General features: G+C 62.4%; 22 protein-coding genes and 1 other RNA gene. 15 read left to right on the top strand and 8 right to left on the bottom strand.

The window, feature by feature from the left end:
- Positions 1–194 precede the first annotated feature (194 nt).
- Positions 195–1,487, top strand: coding sequence for a phage major capsid protein (locus tag FBY31_RS06025; RefSeq protein WP_160142444.1), 1,293 nt, complete (start codon positions 195–197; stop codon positions 1,485–1,487).
- Positions 1,487–1,825, top strand: a complete 339-nt coding sequence (locus FBY31_RS06020; protein WP_142038106.1) for a hypothetical protein — start codon at positions 1,487–1,489, stop codon at positions 1,823–1,825. The genes FBY31_RS06025 and FBY31_RS06020 overlap by 1 nt, the downstream gene beginning before the upstream one ends.
- Before the next feature lie 183 nt (positions 1,826–2,008).
- Here the strand turns inward: FBY31_RS06020 and FBY31_RS06015 are convergent, their stop codons facing one another.
- Complete coding sequence (locus tag FBY31_RS06015) at positions 2,009–2,257, bottom strand: hypothetical protein (protein ID WP_142038104.1); 249 nt, start codon at positions 2,255–2,257, stop codon at positions 2,009–2,011.
- Positions 2,258–2,402: 145 nt separating this feature from the next.
- On the opposite strand from FBY31_RS06015, the gene FBY31_RS06010 reads away from it, so the two are divergent.
- Positions 2,403–3,638 carry a DNA cytosine methyltransferase gene (locus FBY31_RS06010; protein ID WP_142038101.1) on the top strand — a complete coding sequence of 412 codons (1,236 nt, stop codon included), beginning with the start codon at positions 2,403–2,405 and terminating at the stop codon, positions 3,636–3,638.
- A gap of 5 nt (positions 3,639–3,643) precedes the next feature.
- Positions 3,644–4,579 carry a NotI family restriction endonuclease gene (locus FBY31_RS06005; protein ID WP_142038099.1) on the top strand — a complete coding sequence of 312 codons (936 nt, stop codon included), beginning with the start codon at positions 3,644–3,646 and terminating at the stop codon, positions 4,577–4,579.
- Between the two features lie 4 nt (positions 4,580–4,583).
- Here the strand turns inward: FBY31_RS06005 and FBY31_RS22795 are convergent, their stop codons facing one another.
- Positions 4,584–4,733: a hypothetical protein gene (locus FBY31_RS22795; RefSeq protein ID WP_160142443.1), complete on the bottom strand. Its 150-nt coding sequence runs from the start codon at positions 4,731–4,733 to the stop codon at positions 4,584–4,586.
- A 64-nt stretch (positions 4,734–4,797) separates the two neighbouring features.
- Positions 4,798–5,265 carry a hypothetical protein gene (locus tag FBY31_RS06000; protein ID WP_142038096.1) on the bottom strand — a complete coding sequence of 156 codons (468 nt, stop codon included), beginning with the start codon at positions 5,263–5,265 and terminating at the stop codon, positions 4,798–4,800.
- Between the two features lie 272 nt (positions 5,266–5,537).
- Here FBY31_RS06000 and FBY31_RS05995 point away from each other — a divergent pair, with 272 nt between their 5' ends.
- From FBY31_RS05995 to FBY31_RS05945, 11 genes are all read left to right on the top strand, one after another.
- Entirely contained in the window at positions 5,538–5,822 is a 285-nt protein-coding gene (locus FBY31_RS05995) for a hypothetical protein (RefSeq protein ID WP_235013232.1), read from the top strand.
- Between the two features lie 3 nt (positions 5,823–5,825).
- Entirely contained in the window at positions 5,826–6,290 is a 465-nt protein-coding gene (locus FBY31_RS05990; protein ID WP_142038093.1) for a TadE family protein, read from the top strand.
- On the top strand, positions 6,271–6,783 hold the full coding sequence (locus tag FBY31_RS05985) for a hypothetical protein (protein ID WP_142038091.1): 513 nt from the start codon (positions 6,271–6,273) through the stop codon (positions 6,781–6,783). Before FBY31_RS05990 ends, FBY31_RS05985 begins: the two co-directional genes overlap by 20 nt.
- 32 nt (positions 6,784–6,815) lie before the next feature.
- Complete coding sequence (locus FBY31_RS05980) at positions 6,816–7,226, top strand: pilus assembly protein TadG-related protein (protein ID WP_142045102.1); 411 nt, start codon at positions 6,816–6,818, stop codon at positions 7,224–7,226.
- 95 nt (positions 7,227–7,321) lie between these two features.
- On the top strand, positions 7,322–8,437 hold the full coding sequence (gene prfB / locus FBY31_RS05975) for a peptide chain release factor 2 (RefSeq protein ID WP_142038089.1): 1,116 nt from the start codon (positions 7,322–7,324) through the stop codon (positions 8,435–8,437).
- Between the two features lie 182 nt (positions 8,438–8,619).
- Entirely contained in the window at positions 8,620–9,399 is a 780-nt protein-coding gene (ftsE, locus tag FBY31_RS05970; protein WP_142038087.1) for a cell division ATP-binding protein FtsE, read from the top strand.
- Entirely contained in the window at positions 9,396–10,310 is a 915-nt protein-coding gene (gene ftsX / locus FBY31_RS05965; protein ID WP_142038085.1) for a permease-like cell division protein FtsX, read from the top strand. Before ftsE ends, ftsX begins: the two co-directional genes overlap by 4 nt.
- A 26-nt stretch (positions 10,311–10,336) precedes the next feature.
- Positions 10,337–11,764 (top strand): M23 family metallopeptidase, encoded by a 1,428-nt coding sequence (locus FBY31_RS05960; protein ID WP_200833319.1) that lies wholly within the window; start codon positions 10,337–10,339, stop codon positions 11,762–11,764.
- A gap of 84 nt (positions 11,765–11,848) precedes the next feature.
- Entirely contained in the window at positions 11,849–12,322 is a 474-nt protein-coding gene (gene smpB, locus FBY31_RS05955) for an SsrA-binding protein SmpB (RefSeq protein ID WP_079597625.1), read from the top strand.
- A gap of 73 nt (positions 12,323–12,395) precedes the next feature.
- Positions 12,396–12,764: a transfer-messenger RNA gene (ssrA, locus tag FBY31_RS05950) on the top strand.
- A gap of 224 nt (positions 12,765–12,988) precedes the next feature.
- Positions 12,989–13,969, top strand: coding sequence for a S1C family serine protease (locus tag FBY31_RS05945; protein WP_142038083.1), 981 nt, complete (start codon positions 12,989–12,991; stop codon positions 13,967–13,969).
- A gap of 3 nt (positions 13,970–13,972) precedes the next feature.
- Here the strand turns inward: FBY31_RS05945 and FBY31_RS22985 are convergent, their stop codons facing one another.
- The 5 genes from FBY31_RS22985 to FBY31_RS05925 form a co-directional block, all read right to left on the bottom strand.
- Entirely contained in the window at positions 13,973–14,110 is a 138-nt protein-coding gene (locus FBY31_RS22985) for a hypothetical protein (RefSeq protein ID WP_200833318.1), read from the bottom strand.
- An 81-nt stretch (positions 14,111–14,191) separates the two neighbouring features.
- Positions 14,192–14,560, bottom strand: coding sequence for a hypothetical protein (locus FBY31_RS05940; RefSeq protein ID WP_142038081.1), 369 nt, complete (start codon positions 14,558–14,560; stop codon positions 14,192–14,194).
- A 39-nt stretch (positions 14,561–14,599) separates the two neighbouring features.
- The gene (locus FBY31_RS05935; protein WP_142038079.1) at positions 14,600–15,037 is read right to left on the bottom strand and encodes a fluoride efflux transporter FluC; all 438 of its coding nucleotides are present in this window, start codon (positions 15,035–15,037) and stop codon (positions 14,600–14,602) included.
- Positions 15,034–15,477 carry a fluoride efflux transporter FluC gene (locus tag FBY31_RS05930; RefSeq protein ID WP_142038078.1) on the bottom strand — a complete coding sequence of 148 codons (444 nt, stop codon included), beginning with the start codon at positions 15,475–15,477 and terminating at the stop codon, positions 15,034–15,036. The genes FBY31_RS05935 and FBY31_RS05930 overlap by 4 nt, the downstream gene beginning before the upstream one ends.
- On the bottom strand, positions 15,478–16,191 hold the full coding sequence (locus FBY31_RS05925; protein WP_142038076.1) for a metal-dependent transcriptional regulator: 714 nt from the start codon (positions 16,189–16,191) through the stop codon (positions 15,478–15,480). It abuts the gene before it with no gap.
- Positions 16,192–16,212: the final 21 nt, after the last annotated feature.

Raw genomic sequence — 16,212 nt, 5'->3', positions numbered from 1 at the left:
ACTAATCCGCGGCAGGGCGACCCCCACCGCATTGTTGGACCATACGGAGAAACCTCCGCCGCTGGCAGCGCGTAACGCACCAGCTTTAGCGCCACTGGGCGCGGCGTCGAGTGTAACCCCCGGGAAAACCACCATTCACTTTCCGCGCCTCTGGTGCGCGGTATCCCAGGAAGGCCATGGACGTGGCAACGAGAATGAAGCAGATGATTTGGGAGCAGCTCGACAAGCAGAGAGCTGAGGCCCGCAAGATCCTGGATCTGGCGGAGAGCGAGAACCGCGAACTCACCGCGGATGAGAGCAAGAGCTTCGACGAAGTGATGGCGAAGGTTGCTTCCGCTGAGGCGCAGCTCCGCCGTTCGGATGAGTTCGACGACCAGGTCAGGATTGCAGACTCCCGGCTCTTCGCTGGGGGAGAGCCGGCAGACAGCCGCACCGGGACGTTCGTCTATGAGGCGACAGGAGAAAGGGCGGCAGTTCGCCGGGACGAAAGCTTCCGGTCCCACCCGCTGGTCTCCGCTCACCGGGAGCCGAACGAGGACCACGCCGTCAACCAGTACGGGGATCTCGGCAACATGATCCGCGCTCTGTCCACCACCGGCGGCTCCGCGGTCGTTCCCACCATCTGGGCGGGACAGCTCATTGACCTGGCCCGGAACAAGTCTGCCGTGATGCAAGCCGGAGCGAGTATCGTTCCCATGGACGCCGGAGTCGTGAAGATCGGGCGGCTGTCCGGCGACCCGTCGGCGGCGTTCCGTGCTGAAGCCTCGGTCATCACGCCGAGCGATCCCACTTTCGACAACGTGACGCTGACCGCGACCACCATGAGCTCGTTGGTTATCGGCTCGCTGGAATGGTTCCAGGACGCGGACAACGCTGACCAGATCGTGAAGGACGCGATCAGCCAGGCAATGGCCCAGCGCCTGGATCTTGCTGCCCTTTACGGCGGCATCACGTCCGGCGCTGGCACTATCAACCTGCCCACCCCGCCGAACCCGCGCGGTGTCCTTGCCGCTCTGAACGCGGTCCTTCCCGCGAGCGTGCTCGGTGGCGTGGCTAACGGCACAGCGCAGACCGCCGGCTCGTATTTCGCTGAGGTGCTGGACACGATCTACCGTGTCCGGTACCTGAACGAGGAGCCCACGGCGCTGATCTGGAACGCGAAGCTGGCCCGGCAGTACGCCGGAGCCAACGATACGACCGGGCAGCCCCTGAGGCTCCCGGCGGACGTTGAAGGCCTTCCCAGGCTCATGACGAACCAGGTGCCGTCCTACACGCAGGGAACCATGACGAACCGCGCGTCGGATCTGTTCGTGGGCGACTGGAATCAGCTGCTCATCGGTCAGCGCCTGCCGATCACCATCCAGGTCCTCACGGAGAAGTACGCGGACACCGGGCAGATCGGCATCGTGGCTCACTGGAGGGGCGACGTACAGCCTGCCCGTCCGGCCGCGTTCGCTGTCTACCGCGGAATTCAAGGGGCGCTGTAATGAGCAAGAGCAGCAAGGAACTTGAAGACCAAGGACTGAACCGGGATGAGGCCGAAGCCGTGGCAGTGCCAGAGATCGGCGTCTCGGGCCTGACAACGGGCGGCGGTGCTGAGCGGATCTCACAGGGGTTCCTGCACACGGTCCACCCGGACACCGGGAATGACGTGGTGTTCGTGCCCGGGGAAGCTCTCCCGGACTGGGCCGTGAAGGTCCAGAACGAGGCCCAGGCCCAGCGCTTGAACTCCACTGCTGGCTCTGCGTCGGACGTAGCCGCTAACGGGAAGCGTGCCGTCAGCGCCACTCTGTCTGAGCAGGAGCCGCCTAAAGACCGGCGTTAACGTCACCGGTGCCGTCCAGGCTTTTCGCGCTTTTCACCAGACGGTTCCGGAACGATGGTGGGATGAGGTTGGTTCGTTGCCTTTCGCCCTTGACCCCGCCAGCGCCGAACGAGAAAGCCCACCCGCACAGCAGCGGGTGGGCTTTCTATTTGCTTATTTTTTGATTCGCTAGTGCCGTCATTACTAGGCTTTTTCGAGCCAGATCTCGCTGTCAGCCTTTACGGTCACCTCATAGTCCCCAATGCGAAGGATGGTGAGGAAGGTTGAACCGTTCTCGTTTACGTGGAGGTTGGTGTACTGGAATCCGCGGAGTTCACCAGCGACCACGTTGGTCCCCGTTTCGGACTCCACCTGAACCCAGCGCCCAAGTTCATCGGGCGTCAGCGATGACACCTTCCAGATGTCAGTCTTTTGGGCATCTAGGTTGAACATTTTCAATGTAGAAGTTCTCCGTTTCTTATTTTTCGGGACAGCCTGAGTAACGTGTTCAACCTAACAACCGGCAGGCATGCGCATTGAATCACACCCTCGGCAAGTCGTTCGGAGATCGTCGTGGGTCATCGCTAGAGTGGTCACCATGCCTCGCACGAACTCTCTTGTCACCACCACTGAGCACTTGACGATGCTCGACCTTTTCGCCGGCGCAGGAGGTCTTTCGGAGGGACTTCGAGAAGCAGGTTTCCGAAGCCTGTACGCAAATGAACTCGTCCCGCAGTATGCCGAGACGTTCCGCCGAAACCATCCAGATACCATCGTGGACAGCAATGACATCAGGGATGTCGACGCCAAGCTCGTTCGAGAACGTCTCGGGATTGCTCGGGGAGAGCTTGACCTGATGGCAGGCGGACCGCCGTGCCAAGGCTTCAGCATCAATGCTCCGAAGCGCAGCACTGATGATCGGAGAAACCACCTTTTTCGGGAGTACCTGCGTTTCGTCGAGGAATTTGAGCCCCGCGCGGTGCTGATCGAGAATGTTCCTGGGCTCGTCTCTTTCGAGAACGGAGCGACACTGGAAGCGATCATTGCTAGCCTCCGGGCCTTGGGTTATTCCGCTGATGTGCAGATTCTGTACGCCCCTCTCTTCGGTGTTCCCCAGACCCGTTGGCGGACCATCATTCTTGGCCTCCGCGACGGCGGTAACCCCCTTGAAGCCTTCCCTGAGCCCATACACACCGCACCTATGCGGGTGAATTTCACGTCCAAGTTTGCTGGCAAAAACATCGTCGCCATGCCTCGCTCACTTGAGCTGCCCTCCCACACAACAGTTCAGCAGGCTCTCGGTGATCTTCCTATTCTCCGGAACGGCGAAGAAGGCCCTGAAGTGAAGGGCTATCGGAGTGCTCCGCAGAATGACTATCAGAGGGTTCTGCGGGCCGGGTCCGAAGGTGTGACTAATCATGAGGCCGCCAGGCTCGGCAAGATCAACGTTGAACGATTGCGCCACATCCCGCCGGGCGGCAACTGGACGGACATCCCGTTTGATCTCCTTCCTGCCGGTATGAAGCAGGCGCGCCGGTCCGACCACACGAAGCGGTATGGTCGCGTTCACCCTGACGGTCTTGCGTCAACCATCCTCACAAAGTGCGACCCACACTGGGGTGCGTACTTCCACTATGACCAGGATCGAGCCTTCACAGTCCGGGAAGCGGCTCGCATCCAGTCGTTCCCCGACACCTACGTTTTCACAGGGTCACGTGTGGACCAGTACGAGCAGGTGGGAAATGCTGTGCCGCCGCTCCTTGCTGCCGCCGTAGGTCGGTCTGTCTCCAAAGTTCTCGGGGTCAGAGTCGATGAGCTGACTAGAGCGGTCTAAGGGGCATGTCGCACTTATTTGAGTTCTTCGGATACCCGGCTACTGATCACTCTCCCGAAGCTCTGCGCTCAGCTGAAACGAAAGACTGCCCCTTTCAAGCGGTGGGCTGCACGAAAAAGCTACTGGACGTGCCTACGGGCGCGTGCAGCCTCAAGCAGCCGTCGTTTTCCCAGCCGGTTATTATCTGTCCAACCAGGCTCTATGCAGACAATCACCAGGTGCTGCAGGACGTGGCAGACCGAGCGTTCTTTCCCGGTCTGCCTCTGATTCATGGCAGGCAGGCTGTGGCAGCAGCCCGGGCAAGCGACAAGAGAGTCGTTGCCGTCCTGGGGAAGGGGTCCGGAGGCGAGATGCGCCTCCCCCAGCGCTCCGGTGGAACGGGCTCCTACTGGGTGGACTGGATTCTGGCTTTGTTGCACCCTGACGGTTCGTTGGACCAGTTTGTGGCCGTGGAAGTGCAGACGGCGGACACGACAGGCAACTACCTGCCTAGCCGTCAAGCGATGCTGCTCCCCGGGCGACCGATCGTCCAAAGCACCGCAGGCGTGAACTGGGAAAACGTATGTAAGCGAATCATCACGCAACTCGTTTACAAGGGCCAGCTACTTCAGCGCGAAGAGACTTGCAAAAACGGTCTTTTCTTCATTTGTCCTGCTCCTGTTTTTGACCGAGTAATGAAAAGGCTCGGTGGAAGAGAAGGCCTGACCTCCGTTCACCTCCAGTCACACGCCATTACATTTATGGCTTACGACTACGTTTCACCGGAACACCGGCAGGACGGGACACCGATCCCACTAACTTTGCAAACCACGCACACTACGTCGGTCGCCAAGCTTCAGGAGCGATTCGGTAACGTCGAGCTGCCCGAACCCAACGTGTACCGCGATGCCATCCAAGCGGCCTTGTCCGGCGAGCCCAATCCGAACCGTGCCAGGCGATAACTATCTAAACCGGCCCCTCGTTCGGCGGATCCGCTGCATTAACCAACTCAGCCAGTTCTTCGCCGGAGAGTTCCCCTCCGAGCAGTTCCTCGACGGCTAGAACGATCTCGTACAACTCATCTCCTGATTTGCTCTTGTCCTTCGGCTTACTCATAGGCCAAGCGTACATACCATACGATGGCTGCGGAGTGAATGGTGCGAGCGTTGCACGCTTTGGTTCACGTCCCGTTTACAGTTGCCGAGCTCAGTGTCCGCGGCTTCGCAGCTAGATGCTTTGCTCGCTTTTCTGCAAGGAGGGTTTGCGACTCGCGGTAGGCATCCCGCAATTCGTTGACTTCCGAATGGGCGACTTCAAAAATGGTCCAATCAGGAACGGTGTCCTGCATCCGGAAACCGCAATTTGCAGCGGCCTCATCCAAGCGCTTGGTCACGGCACGGCACGCCCTCAGCATCTCAAGCTCAGCGACGACGACACCGCGCGTCTGCTCCTCTTTGGGCATCCCCATAATTGCGCAGAAGTTTTTATACACGCCGCGGAGCTCTTCCGAATCTGCATCGATTCGGGCGATCGTATGCGTTGTGGCGGCTAAGTGCATAGCACTCTTGCGGGCGCTTACGGCACTGTAGACCGACACCGCCGCAGCGACAACGGCAACTGCTAGGGACGTAATCAATGCTGGCTCCATACGGGCAAGCATTGCATAAACAACGGCTCCTGCTTGACCTCTAGAAAACACCACCGGAGTCTCCACATCAATGGGTTTCTGCGTCGCGGAAATACTAGGGCTGCACCACGGGGGTCCCGCTTGTCTTCGGTGTGCTGCCCTTGACCGTGGTCTTTGCCGTCTTTCCCGGTATCGCCGCGATCAACCTCGGTTTTTGAGGGCAAAGACCAAGTGGAAACAGAAAAACCAACGGTGGAATCAGAAGCGGGAATAGGACGGAAATGATGGAGAAAATGGGGATTCGCTGCATGGTGCTGTTCCTGTCACTCGTGGCAGCGCTGCTTCCAGGAGTGGGTGTCGGCAACGGCACGGGAGTTCGGGCGGACAGAAGCCAGGACTGGCGCACAATCGGCGGTGGTCTCAGGGGCGGAATGGACAACAATCCCGAGAGGGGCGACGTTCCTGGCTGGGTCATGATCACGCTCATGTCGGCAGTTCTGGTTGCAGCGCTGCTGGCGCTCGCCGGTCCCGCGCTGGAAGCCATGTTCAACCAGGCGATGGACAAGGTCGGAAGCTAAGCGATGACGCCGTCCACCCGCGGAGGGAACACGAACCGCGCTCTGGACAGCGGACAAAATCACCCAGCCCAGGGCGATGAAGCAGGTCAGGAAGCGGAGCACCTTGAAAGGGGCTCGGCCGTGGTGGACTTTGTCCTCGTGGGCAGCCTTCTGACTGTTTTTTTCCTCGCGATCATCCAGCTGGCCCTGGTCCTGCATGTAAGGAATACATTGATCGACGCGGCGGCGTCAGGGGCCCGATACGGAACACTCGCCGACCGTAATGCTGCTGATGCCGAGGATCGTACCCGCAGTTTGATCCAAACCGCCTTAAACGCGGGCTTCGCCGAACAGGTCAGCACCAGCGAGGCCACCTACCAGGGTCTGCGGACGCTGGAGGTAACTGTACGAGCGCCCATGCCTGTGATCGGACTCATCGGTCCCCGCGACATGCTGGAGGTAAAGGGACATGCAGCGTTGCAGCCCTGAGCCAGTGGCGGCTCGTTTTCGCGCCCGGCTCACGGAAACCCTGGGCCGGGAACCAATCTGCCCGCAGCCGGACGGCCACCACCACGAACGGGGGAGTGCCGTGGTTGAGTTCACCTTCCTGGCGCTGCTGCTGATGGTTCCGCTGGTGTACTTCATCATCACAGTGAGCCAGATTCAAGGCGGCTCCTTTGCCGTGGTTGGCGCGGCAGATCAGGCGGCCAAGGTCTACATAGCCCAGTCTGATGCAGCCACGGGGCAGGCTGCCGCTGAACAGGCGGTAGCGATCGCGCTGGCGGACTTCGGACATCCCGCCGAAGAGGCGCGCGTGGTTACAGCATGCAGTCCGGCAGATTGCCAGGCTGCCGGAAGCACCGTCACAGTGACGGTGAGCCTGACGGTGCCCCTTCCGTTCCTGCCTTTCAGCAATGACTTCCGGCTCAGCGCCAGCGAGGTGGAGGCGTCGTCCACTCAGCTCGTGGGCAGGTTCCGGTGAGAACACATCCCAGCGACGAAGACGGCCAGGTAATGGTGATGATCCTGGGCTACGTCGTGCTGGCCTTGCTGGTCACCACGGTCGTCATCGGCATTTCCTCGGTGTACCTCGAACATAAGCGCCTGCTTTCCCTGGCCGACGGTGCCTCCCTCGCTGCCGCTGACAGCTACACCTTGGGCGAAGTGGAAACGCAGGGCGGCAGCCCCTCAGCGGTCCTCAACCCTGCCCGGGTCAGGAACGTGGCAGCGGACTTCGTATCCAGGAGTCCGGCATCACGGCGCTTCGACGGGCTCGCCGTAACAGGGGCCACCGGCACACCTGACGGTTCCACCGCCGTCGTGGTGCTCACGGCTGCCGTGCACCCGCCGGTGGCGAACTTCCTGATGCCCGACGGGATAAGAATCGAGGCGACCTCGACGGCACGCTCCCGGCTCACCCGTTGACGGACCACCCGAGCGACGCCCAGCCAGCGCTCCCGCTCGAGGGGAGAGGCACCAGGGTCGGGCGCAACACCGGGATAGCGTAGGGTTAAACAACCATGGCCAATATTGATTTTTCCGCTGAAATCCGCGCCCTTCGCGCCACCTACGACTCGATCGAAAGAGTCTCCGACGTAGAGGCACTGAAGGAAGACATCGCCGAACTGAGCGAGCGGGCAGGCGAACCGGACCTCTGGGACGACCCCGCAGCGGCTCAAAAAATCACCTCCCGCCTTTCACACCGCCAGTCCGAACTGGAGCGCCTCAACAGGCTCGCCGCCAGGATCGATGACCTCGAAGTCCTGGTGGAGCTCGGACAGGATGAGGACGACGCCGATTCCATGGGGGAGGCGGCCGCCGAACTGGAGTCGGTCAAGAAGGCCCTGAAGGAACTGGAAGTCGTCACCCTGCTGTCCGGCGAGTACGACGAACGCGAGGCCGTGGTCTCCATCCGGGCAGGAGCCGGCGGCGTTGATGCCGCCGACTTCGCCGAGATGCTGCTCCGGATGTACCTCCGCTGGGCTGAGCGCCACGGTTACCCCACCACCGTCATGGATACTTCCTACGCCGAAGAAGCCGGCCTCAAATCGGCAACCTTCGAGGTCAAGGCACCCTACGCGTTTGGAACCCTCAGCGTTGAAGCCGGAACCCACCGGCTCGTCAGGATCAGCCCCTTCGACAACCAGGGCCGGCGCCAGACGTCCTTCGCCGCCGTCGAAGTCATCCCGCTCATTGAGCAGACGGACTCCATCGAAATCCCGGACAACGAAATCCGTGTGGATGTGTTCCGTTCCTCCGGGCCAGGCGGCCAGTCCGTCAACACCACTGACTCCGCTGTCCGCCTGACCCACATTCCCACCGGGACCGTGGTTTCCATGCAGAACGAAAAGTCGCAGTTGCAGAACCGCGCCGCCGCCATGCGCGTGCTGCAGTCCAGGCTCCTGCTCCTCAAGAAAGAGCAGGAGGACGCCGAAAAGAAGGCGTTCGCCGGAGACGTCAAAGCATCCTGGGGCGACCAGATGCGGTCCTACGTCCTCAACCCCTACCAGATGGTCAAGGACCTGCGGACCGAGCATGAGGTCGGCAACACGGCGGCAGTTTTCGACGGCGAAATCGACGACTTCATCGACGCCGGCATCCGGTGGCGCACGGACAACCGCAACGCCGAGAAGTAAGGCCCAGCAGCGCGGCCGGGAGCAGCATCCGGCGACACGCCCCTTGAAACCCGCCTGATTCACAGGATTCCCTGCGTATAGTCGAGGGGCCGGGGCCCTACTTCCCCCAAACGAAACCCGCGCACCGGCTGCAGAACTGGGCTGCATCAGAATCAGCTATGCCCTGCAGGGTACTTAGGGCCATGATCCGATTCGAAAATGTCACCAAGGTCTACGACCAGAAAGCCCGGCCTGCGCTGGACTCCGTCAACCTTGAGATTGACCGCGGCGAATTCGCCTTCCTCGTCGGCGCCTCAGGCTCCGGCAAGTCCACCTTCCTGCGGCTCGTGTTGAAGGAAGACCGCGCAACCTCCGGCGCCGTGTACGTTGCCGGCCAGAACGTTGCCAAGATCTCCAGCTGGCGCGTGCCGCGGCTCCGCCGAGGGATCGGCGTCGTTTTCCAGGACTTCCGGCTCCTGCCGCAGAAAAACGTCTTCGCCAACGTGGCCTTCGCCATGCAGGTCATCGGCAAGAGCCGCAGCGTCATCCGGGACACCGTTCCCGAGGTCCTGAAGACCGTGGGCCTGGAGGGCAAAGAGCACCGCATGCCGCACGAACTCTCCGGCGGTGAGCAGCAGCGCGTGGCCATCGCCCGCGCAGTGGTCAACAGGCCCGGAATCCTCCTCGCCGATGAGCCCACGGGAAACCTGGACCCCACCACCTCTATGGGCATCATGGGGGTCCTGGACAAGATCAACCAGAACGGCACCACCGTGGTGATGGCCACGCACGACGACGACATCGTCAACGAAATGCGCAAGCGCGTGGTGGAGCTCAAGAACGGCGTGGTCATCCGTGACGAAGCCAAGGCACTGTACACCTCGATGATTCCGGTAGTCGGCCAGTCGCGCAGGCTCAAGGATGCCAGTGGCCGGGACACCTCCGGAGACGGACAGCCGGGCGAAGGCGAGGGACAACGATGAGGCTCGCATTCATTCTCAGCGAGATCGGCAGCGGCCTCCGCCGCAACCTCTCCATGGTTGTCTCAGTCATCCTGGTCACCTTCGTCTCGCTCACTTTCGTGGGCGCTGCCGGAATGCTTCAGATGCAGATCAACCAGATGAAGGGCTACTGGTACGACAAAGTCCAGGTGGCCATCTTCCTGTGCAGTGAAGGGTCGACGGCGGCCGGTTGCGCCAGCGGGCCCGTCACCGCCGAGCAGCAGGAAAGCCTTAACTCCCTCCTTGAGTCCCCGGCAGTGGCCCAGTACATCAACGACTTCCAGCACGAGTCCAAAGAAGAGGCCTACAAGCACTTCAAGGACCAGTTCTCGAATTCGCCCATCGTGGACTCCGTGACACCGGACCAGTTGCCGGCATCCTTCCGCATCAACATGAAGGATCCGGAAAAGTACCAGATCATCAGTGAAACCTTCGCCTCGCAGCCTGGCGTGGAGACCGTCATTGACCAGCGCCAGCTCCTCGAACGGCTGTTCTCGGTCATGAACGGGGCCTCGCTGGTCGCGGTGAGTATCGCCGGCGTGATGATCGTTTGCGCCATCCTGCTGATCGCCACCACCATCCGGCTCTCCGCCTTCAGCCGCCGCCGCGAAACCGGAATCATGCGCCTGGTGGGCGCCTCAAAGACAGTGATCCAGCTGCCGTTCATCCTGGAGGGGGTCATCGCGGCAGTCATCGGCGCCGCACTCGCCTCCGCCACGCTGTGGGCCGTTGCGCACTTCTTCCTCGGCGAATACATGTCCCAGCAGTACCCGGACACTGCCTTCATCTCCTCCGGCCAGACGCTGATCCTGGCACCGGCATTGATAATCCTTGGCGGATCCTTGGCGGGAATTTCGTCTCTCTTGACCTTGCGCCGATACCTTCGCGTCTAGATATGCAAACCGAACAAGGAATGCCCATGAACGTAACGGACCAAACGACCCCGCGGCGCCGGCGCACCAGCCGGTGGAAGGCCCCCCAGCGCACCGGTCTCATGAGCGCTGTGCTCGCCGTCGTCCTCGCCGCCGGGCTCGCATCCTCCACTCCGGTAGCGTTCGCCGACGAGCTTGAAGACAAGCAGAAAGCCCTCGAAGCGGAAGCAGCCCGGGTCCAGCAGTCATTGGAATTCGTTGATTCCCGCATCGCCAAAGCTGCCAGCGACCTTGTCATCTACCAAGGCCAGCTGCCCGGCGCCCAGCAGGCGCTCCTGGAGGCCCAGGGCCGCGTTGCCGGGGCCGTCAAGGAAGTGGAGGCCCTCTCCGCCCGCGTGGACATGGCCCAGCAGAACAAGGCCAAAATCACGCAGCAGCTGGAAACGGACAAGCAAAAGATCGCCGACACCAAGAAGCTGATCGGGCAGATTGCCACCCAGGCCTACAAGTCCGGGGGAGTGCCCTCCAACCTGTCCCTGTTCTTCGGCTCGAACAACGGCGGAAGCCTGACCGAAACCATGGACCTGGCGGACCAGGCCATGCGCAGCCAGAACGCCGCCATGGACAAGCTGTCCCAGCAGAACGCCACCAACGTCAACTCCGAGGCACGCCTCCAGGCCGTTGAAGCCGAAATCAAGGACCTGAAGGCCAAGGCCGACGCTGCCCTGGAGCGGGAGAAGGCAGCCCGGGACGAAGCAGCTGCCAGAAAGGAGGAGGTGGACCGGCTGATCGCCGACACCGCCCGTCTTGACGCAGAACTGCAGGCAGCGAAGCCGGGCATCCAGTCCCAGTTGGCAAGCGTCCAGGCCAGCCAGAACGCCGTGGCAGCCGAAATCGAAGAACGCGACCGGAAGCTGCGCGAGGCCTGGGAAGCCGAGCAGCGCCGGCTGGCGGCAGAGGCCGCAGCTGCCGCGGCAGCCGCCGCGGCAGCGAGGAACCAGCCGCCGCCCCCGGTCCAGCCCTTTGTGCCGCCCGTTGGATCGCCGTCGGCCTTTGGACTCCGGCACCCTTTTGATGGCAGCGTTCCCATCACGTCCGGCTTCGGCTGGCGTGCAACGCCGCCCGGAACCATCGACTTCTACGGCCAGGGCGGCTACCTGCACACCGGAATCGACTTCGGTGCAGCCTGCGGCACGCCCGTCTACGCGGCGGCAGCGGGAGAGGTCTTCAGCTCCGGCTGGAACTCGGCCGACGGCGGAGGCTGGCGGGTAAAGATTTCCCACGGTCTGGTGCAGGGCAACACGCTGAATACGATTTACTATCACAACTCAAGCATCGTGGTGTCGAACGGCCAGCGGGTATCGCAGGGACAGCTGATCGCGTACTCCGGCAACACCGGCAATTCCACCGGCTGCCACGCCCACTTCGAAACCTGGTTGAACGGCAACGCCGTGGATCCGATGGGGCTGCTGTAGCGCTTGCAGGCCTGCCGTACACTGGTATGACTCCGCGCCGACTGGCCCGGAGGACATCCGATTCTTGAACTGAGGAGCTGTCCCTTGCCTAAAGAAAGTGGCCGTAAAGTGGTGGCCACCAACCGCAAGGCCCGGCACGACTACCACGTGCTGGACACCTACGAGGCTGGAATCGCGCTGATGGGAACCGAGGTCAAATCCCTGCGCGAAGGCCACGCCTCCATGGTGGACGGATTCTGCACCTTCTACAATGACGAGCTGTGGATGGAAGCCATCCACATCCCTGAGTACAACCAGGGCAGCTGGACCAACCACGCGGCACGGCGCCGCCGGAAGCTGCTGCTGCACCGTGAAGAGCTGAACAAGATTTCCCATAAAGTACGCGAGTCCGGCTACACCATCGTGCCGCTGCAGCTGTACTTCGTGGACGGGCGGGCCAAGGTGGAAATCGGTGTGGCCCGTGGTAAGCGCGAGTACGACAAGCGCCAGACCCTCCGTGAGCAGCAGGACAACCGGGAAGCCCAGCGGGAGATGCGGGAACGTAACCGCCGCCGCTAGGAATGATTTTCCGCCGTGGTGCGTTATGATTAGTAGTCCGGGGGGCCAGCCCTCCGGTTTGATAAAAGAATATGGGGATGATCGGTTTCGACGATGTTAGTCGCGACAGGTGAAGCGGGCCGAGGATGCAGAATTATCTCGTAAACGCTGTCTGCAAAAAAATAATCGCCAATTCAAAACGCGATGACTTTGCTCTTGCTGCCTAAGCAGTAAGACAGTCCGTCAGCCCGAGGTTGCTATTGCCCCGGAACCTGGCGTCATTTAGATAGCCACTGCTGCTTACCCCCGTCATCGGGGTGAGCGGGACTCTTTGATGACTGGGCCCGGATCAGCCAGCTGTTTGCAGCATGGCTGGGGCCGAGAAAATCCGACGCAAACTGCGCCCGGAGAAGCCCTGACAACACGACATCGGACGGGGGTTCAATTCCCCCCATCTCCACATTTTGAGTGTCGCAAGACATGCCAAAAGACCCGGACCCTGTGTCCGGGTCTTTTGGCTTTAACAGCACTGCGGCACGCGTCCACCGGGCCCGCAGCGGTCGTACGCTGTTGTTCACCGAAGGCGTACCCTGTACGGGAGTACCCACCGCCCCGCCGCGGTTACCCCAATAGGATCCGGCGCAGCACTGGACGCTGGAGCCAACAAAGGCAGCCCGGAGGTGTGCCATGGTCCCGGCCCGTGAGCCCAATGAAGAAGAGTACGACGACGTTGCGCTGGATTCGTATTCGAAGACAGTGATGCGCGTGGCTGAGGCAGTCACGCCCCACGTAGCTGCCATTGAGATGACCAGCAACCGGCGGAACGGCCGGTTCCGTGTGGGGGCGGGCTCCGCCGTGCTTTTCACCGAAGACGGCTATCTCCTGACGAATTCGCACGTGGTGGCAGGCACGCACCAGGGCCATGCCGCCTTCGCCGACGGCAGCCGGACCAACCTTGAACTCGTGGGCGTGGACCCGTTGTCCGACCTTGCGGTGGTCCGCGGCAGGGCACCCAAGGTGGCCCCCGCGCAGTTCGGCGACGCCGAGACACTGCGCGTCGGCCAGTTGGTCATCGCCGTCGGGAATCCCCTTGGACTGGCGGGGTCGGTGACTGCAGGCGTCGTCAGCGGCCTGGGCCGGGCCATTCCGGTGTGGTCGGGCGGCAACCGGCGGGTCATCGAGGACGTCATCCAGACGGACGCCGCGCTAAATCCGGGCAGCTCCGGCGGCGCCCTGGCCGATTCCCGTGGGCGGATCGTGGGAATAAACACTGCTGTGGCCGGCGCCGGGCTGGGACTGGCAGTACCCATCAACTCCACCACGCGCCGGATCATCTCGGCGCTGCTGAAGGACGGCCGCGTCAGGAGGGCTTACCTCGGCGTTGTCAGCACACCGATCAGGCTCAGTGCGAGCGCGGTGATCAGGACGGGGCAGCGCGACGCACTCAGGGTGGTGGAAGTGCTGGCCGGATCGCCTGCGGGCCGCGCCGGCCTGCTGGCGGGAGACATCATCCTGACAGCCGGAAGCCGTCCCGTCAGCAATGCTGAAAGCCTGCAGAAGCTGCTGTTCGCCGATGCGATTGGCCAGCCGCTGCGGGTCCGTGTGCTGAGGGACGGCCAGGAAATGGACCTTGTGGCCGTGCCGGAAGAAATGCCCGCAAACGGGTGACCGTTACCGGCGCTTCTTCAGGTGCGCTACCGGATCTTGAGCGCCTTCGACCGGGGTTTTCGCCTTCTTCTCGGCGCGTTTTTCCTTGATGGTTTTGACAGGCTTCTTGTTCAGTTGCTGATGTGGTGACTTGTCCGGCATGGCGTACTCCTTGCGACGTGGGGACAGCGATGTCCCACTTCGTAAATTACGCCTGATCCGCGCCGAATGTAATGCCTTGAATCAGTCCGGGGCTGCGACGTCGGCAATGCCCACAAAGCGGGTGCCGACGCCGTCGAACTCGCTCCTGATGAAGCCGTTCTGCGGTCGCGGAACCTCTTCCGGGGAGTGATGTTCACACACCACGTACGTAAACTCCGGCCACCACTTCTTCGGGCGTGCCGCTTCCTCATAACCACAGACGGCGCACTCCAAATGCACCCAGACCGGGCGCTTGCCGGTCCGGTTGGTGCGGGACTGGACCAGCCACGGCGGTGGGTTGTCCAGGATCTCACCCAGCTCGGCTTCGGTCATCCATTTTGGAAGGCCATGGCGCTGTGCCATTTCCATCGGTACATCCAGGGCAATGGCCACGTCACGTCTGCTAATCATCACCATCCACGATACGGGAGCACGCCAAATCGCCTGCCGCTAACCCTGGGTGGCCAGGGCAAGCCCCGCCGCAGCTGCGCCAAAACCAAGAACCAGGTTGGCAGCCACGTTCAGCGCCGCGGATCCGAACCGTGCTTCAGTGAGCAGGCGCACAGTGGCCGTGGTCCAGGAACTGAAGGTTGTGAGGGCGCCGGCGAGTCCGGTGGCAAGTGCAGCGTGCCACTCCGGGGCCAGCCCGAATTTGAGGGCCATGGCGTGGGCGGCGCCGATAACGAAGCACCCCAGGACGTTCACGGACAGCGTGGCCCAGGGCCAGTGCAGCCGCTCCCTGTGTCCGGTGCCGCGGATTCCGGAGCCACGGGCCTCCAGGCCGCGGGCAGAACGGATCGATGTGTGATGGGCGAACCAGCTGTCCACCGCAAAACGGAGCAGCGCACCGGCAACCCCAAACACGCCCACCAGCGCAGCCGCCGTCATGGACGCCCGCCAAACCGGCTGCCACTGCGCCCGTTCAACCGGTCCGCCACAACCTTCCCGGACCGCCATCCCGTACCGGCCGCGGCCAGCCCCAGCAGCAACGACAACACCAGGTAGGCGATCCACGCAAGGTGTCCACCTGCCCGCGCCAGCTGGTCCACCGCGAACACCACAGCGGAGAATGTCGTGAAGGATCCCAGGAGGCCGGGGCCCAGGCCCGCGCGAAGCCAGAACGCGGTCTGGGGCCGGGCGATCCACACCGTGGTCAGCAATGCCAGGACAAAGCTTCCACCCACGTTGATCCACAGGGTGGCCCACGGCACGGACCCCGGAAAATCCGGAAACGCCAGTCCCAACCCATACCGCAGTTCAGTACCGATCAGGGCCCCAACGGCAACAGCCAACCAGGCACGGGCGGCCGGTATGCCGGCAGGCTTCATTCAGCTGTCCCCGAGCAGGCAGCCCGGGTGGGGATGGTCGCTGTGCACCCACAGGGCGGAGGTGATCTCGTCGGCCAGGTCATAGTCCCTGGTCCTGCCCGAGTTCCGGATCCGCACCACCAGGGCTCCGCCGAACGGTTTGCGGCCCACCACCTCCACTTCGGCGTCGAGGTCGATTTCCTCTGCCGAAAGGTAGCGCAGCAGGTCCGGGTTTTCGTCGCTGATGCGGGTGATCCTGCCGGTGTGCCCCTGGTCCAGCTCACCCATCAGGTGGGCGCGGGGCATCAGGACTGTGCCTTCGGCTGTGGGGATCGGGTCACCGTGGGGATCGCGCTGCGGGTCGCCAAGCTTGGTGGCAACTCGTTCGATGAACGTGTCCGAGACGGCGTGCTCCAGGAGTTCGGCTTCGTCGTGGACCTCGTCCCAGCTGTAGCCCAGCTGCTGGACCAGGTAGGTCTCGATCAGGCGGTGGCGCCGCACCATGGACAGGGCCAGCCGAATGCCCTGGTCCGTCAGGGTGATGGCGCTGTAGGGCTGATGGTCCACCAGGCCCTGGTCCTTGAGCTTCCGGACCATCTCGGACACCGAGGAATTGGCCACCCCGAGGCGCTGGGCCAGCTGGGAGGACGTGATGGGCTTGTCCTGCCATTCGGTGAAGGAGTAGATGACCTTGACGTAGTCCTCGATGGAGGAGGAGGGCGCGCTGGTCTTCACAGCACCAAGCCTACCGGTTAA

The sequence above is a fragment of the Arthrobacter sp. SLBN-100 genome, assembly GCF_006715305.1.
Lineage (GTDB): Bacteria > Actinomycetota > Actinomycetes > Actinomycetales > Micrococcaceae > Arthrobacter.
The sequence above is the reverse complement of the archived record's forward strand: the minus strand, read 5'-3'. Positions and strand labels throughout refer to the sequence as shown.

Excerpts from the sequence above, each read along its gene's own strand:
- FBY31_RS06025 (WP_160142444.1), top strand. The coding sequence starts at position 195 with ATGAAGCAGATGATTTGGGAGCAGCTCGACAAGCAGAGAGCTGAGGCC.
- FBY31_RS06020 (WP_142038106.1), top strand. The coding sequence starts at position 1,487 with ATGAGCAAGAGCAGCAAGGAACTTGAAGACCAAGGACTGAACCGGGAT.
- FBY31_RS06015 (WP_142038104.1), bottom strand. The coding sequence starts at position 2,257 with ATGTTCAACCTAGATGCCCAAAAGACTGACATCTGGAAGGTGTCATCG.
- FBY31_RS06010 (WP_142038101.1), top strand. The coding sequence starts at position 2,403 with ATGCCTCGCACGAACTCTCTTGTCACCACCACTGAGCACTTGACGATG.
- FBY31_RS06005 (WP_142038099.1), top strand. The coding sequence starts at position 3,644 with ATGTCGCACTTATTTGAGTTCTTCGGATACCCGGCTACTGATCACTCT.
- FBY31_RS22795 (WP_160142443.1), bottom strand. The coding sequence starts at position 4,733 with ATGAGTAAGCCGAAGGACAAGAGCAAATCAGGAGATGAGTTGTACGAG.
- FBY31_RS06000 (WP_142038096.1), bottom strand. The coding sequence starts at position 5,265 with ATGGAGCCAGCATTGATTACGTCCCTAGCAGTTGCCGTTGTCGCTGCG.
- FBY31_RS05995 (WP_235013232.1), top strand. The coding sequence starts at position 5,538 with ATGGGGATTCGCTGCATGGTGCTGTTCCTGTCACTCGTGGCAGCGCTG.
- FBY31_RS05990 (WP_142038093.1), top strand. The coding sequence starts at position 5,826 with ATGACGCCGTCCACCCGCGGAGGGAACACGAACCGCGCTCTGGACAGC.
- FBY31_RS05985 (WP_142038091.1), top strand. The coding sequence starts at position 6,271 with ATGCAGCGTTGCAGCCCTGAGCCAGTGGCGGCTCGTTTTCGCGCCCGG.
- FBY31_RS05980 (WP_142045102.1), top strand. The coding sequence starts at position 6,816 with ATGGTGATGATCCTGGGCTACGTCGTGCTGGCCTTGCTGGTCACCACG.
- prfB (WP_142038089.1), top strand. The coding sequence starts at position 7,322 with ATGGCCAATATTGATTTTTCCGCTGAAATCCGCGCCCTTCGCGCCACC.
- ftsE (WP_142038087.1), top strand. The coding sequence starts at position 8,620 with ATGATCCGATTCGAAAATGTCACCAAGGTCTACGACCAGAAAGCCCGG.
- ftsX (WP_142038085.1), top strand. The coding sequence starts at position 9,396 with ATGAGGCTCGCATTCATTCTCAGCGAGATCGGCAGCGGCCTCCGCCGC.
- FBY31_RS05960 (WP_200833319.1), top strand. The coding sequence starts at position 10,337 with ATGAACGTAACGGACCAAACGACCCCGCGGCGCCGGCGCACCAGCCGG.
- FBY31_RS05945 (WP_142038083.1), top strand. The coding sequence starts at position 12,989 with ATGGTCCCGGCCCGTGAGCCCAATGAAGAAGAGTACGACGACGTTGCG.
- FBY31_RS22985 (WP_200833318.1), bottom strand. The coding sequence starts at position 14,110 with ATGCCGGACAAGTCACCACATCAGCAACTGAACAAGAAGCCTGTCAAA.
- FBY31_RS05940 (WP_142038081.1), bottom strand. The coding sequence starts at position 14,560 with ATGATTAGCAGACGTGACGTGGCCATTGCCCTGGATGTACCGATGGAA.
- FBY31_RS05935 (WP_142038079.1), bottom strand. The coding sequence starts at position 15,037 with ATGACGGCGGCTGCGCTGGTGGGCGTGTTTGGGGTTGCCGGTGCGCTG.
- FBY31_RS05930 (WP_142038078.1), bottom strand. The coding sequence starts at position 15,477 with ATGAAGCCTGCCGGCATACCGGCCGCCCGTGCCTGGTTGGCTGTTGCC.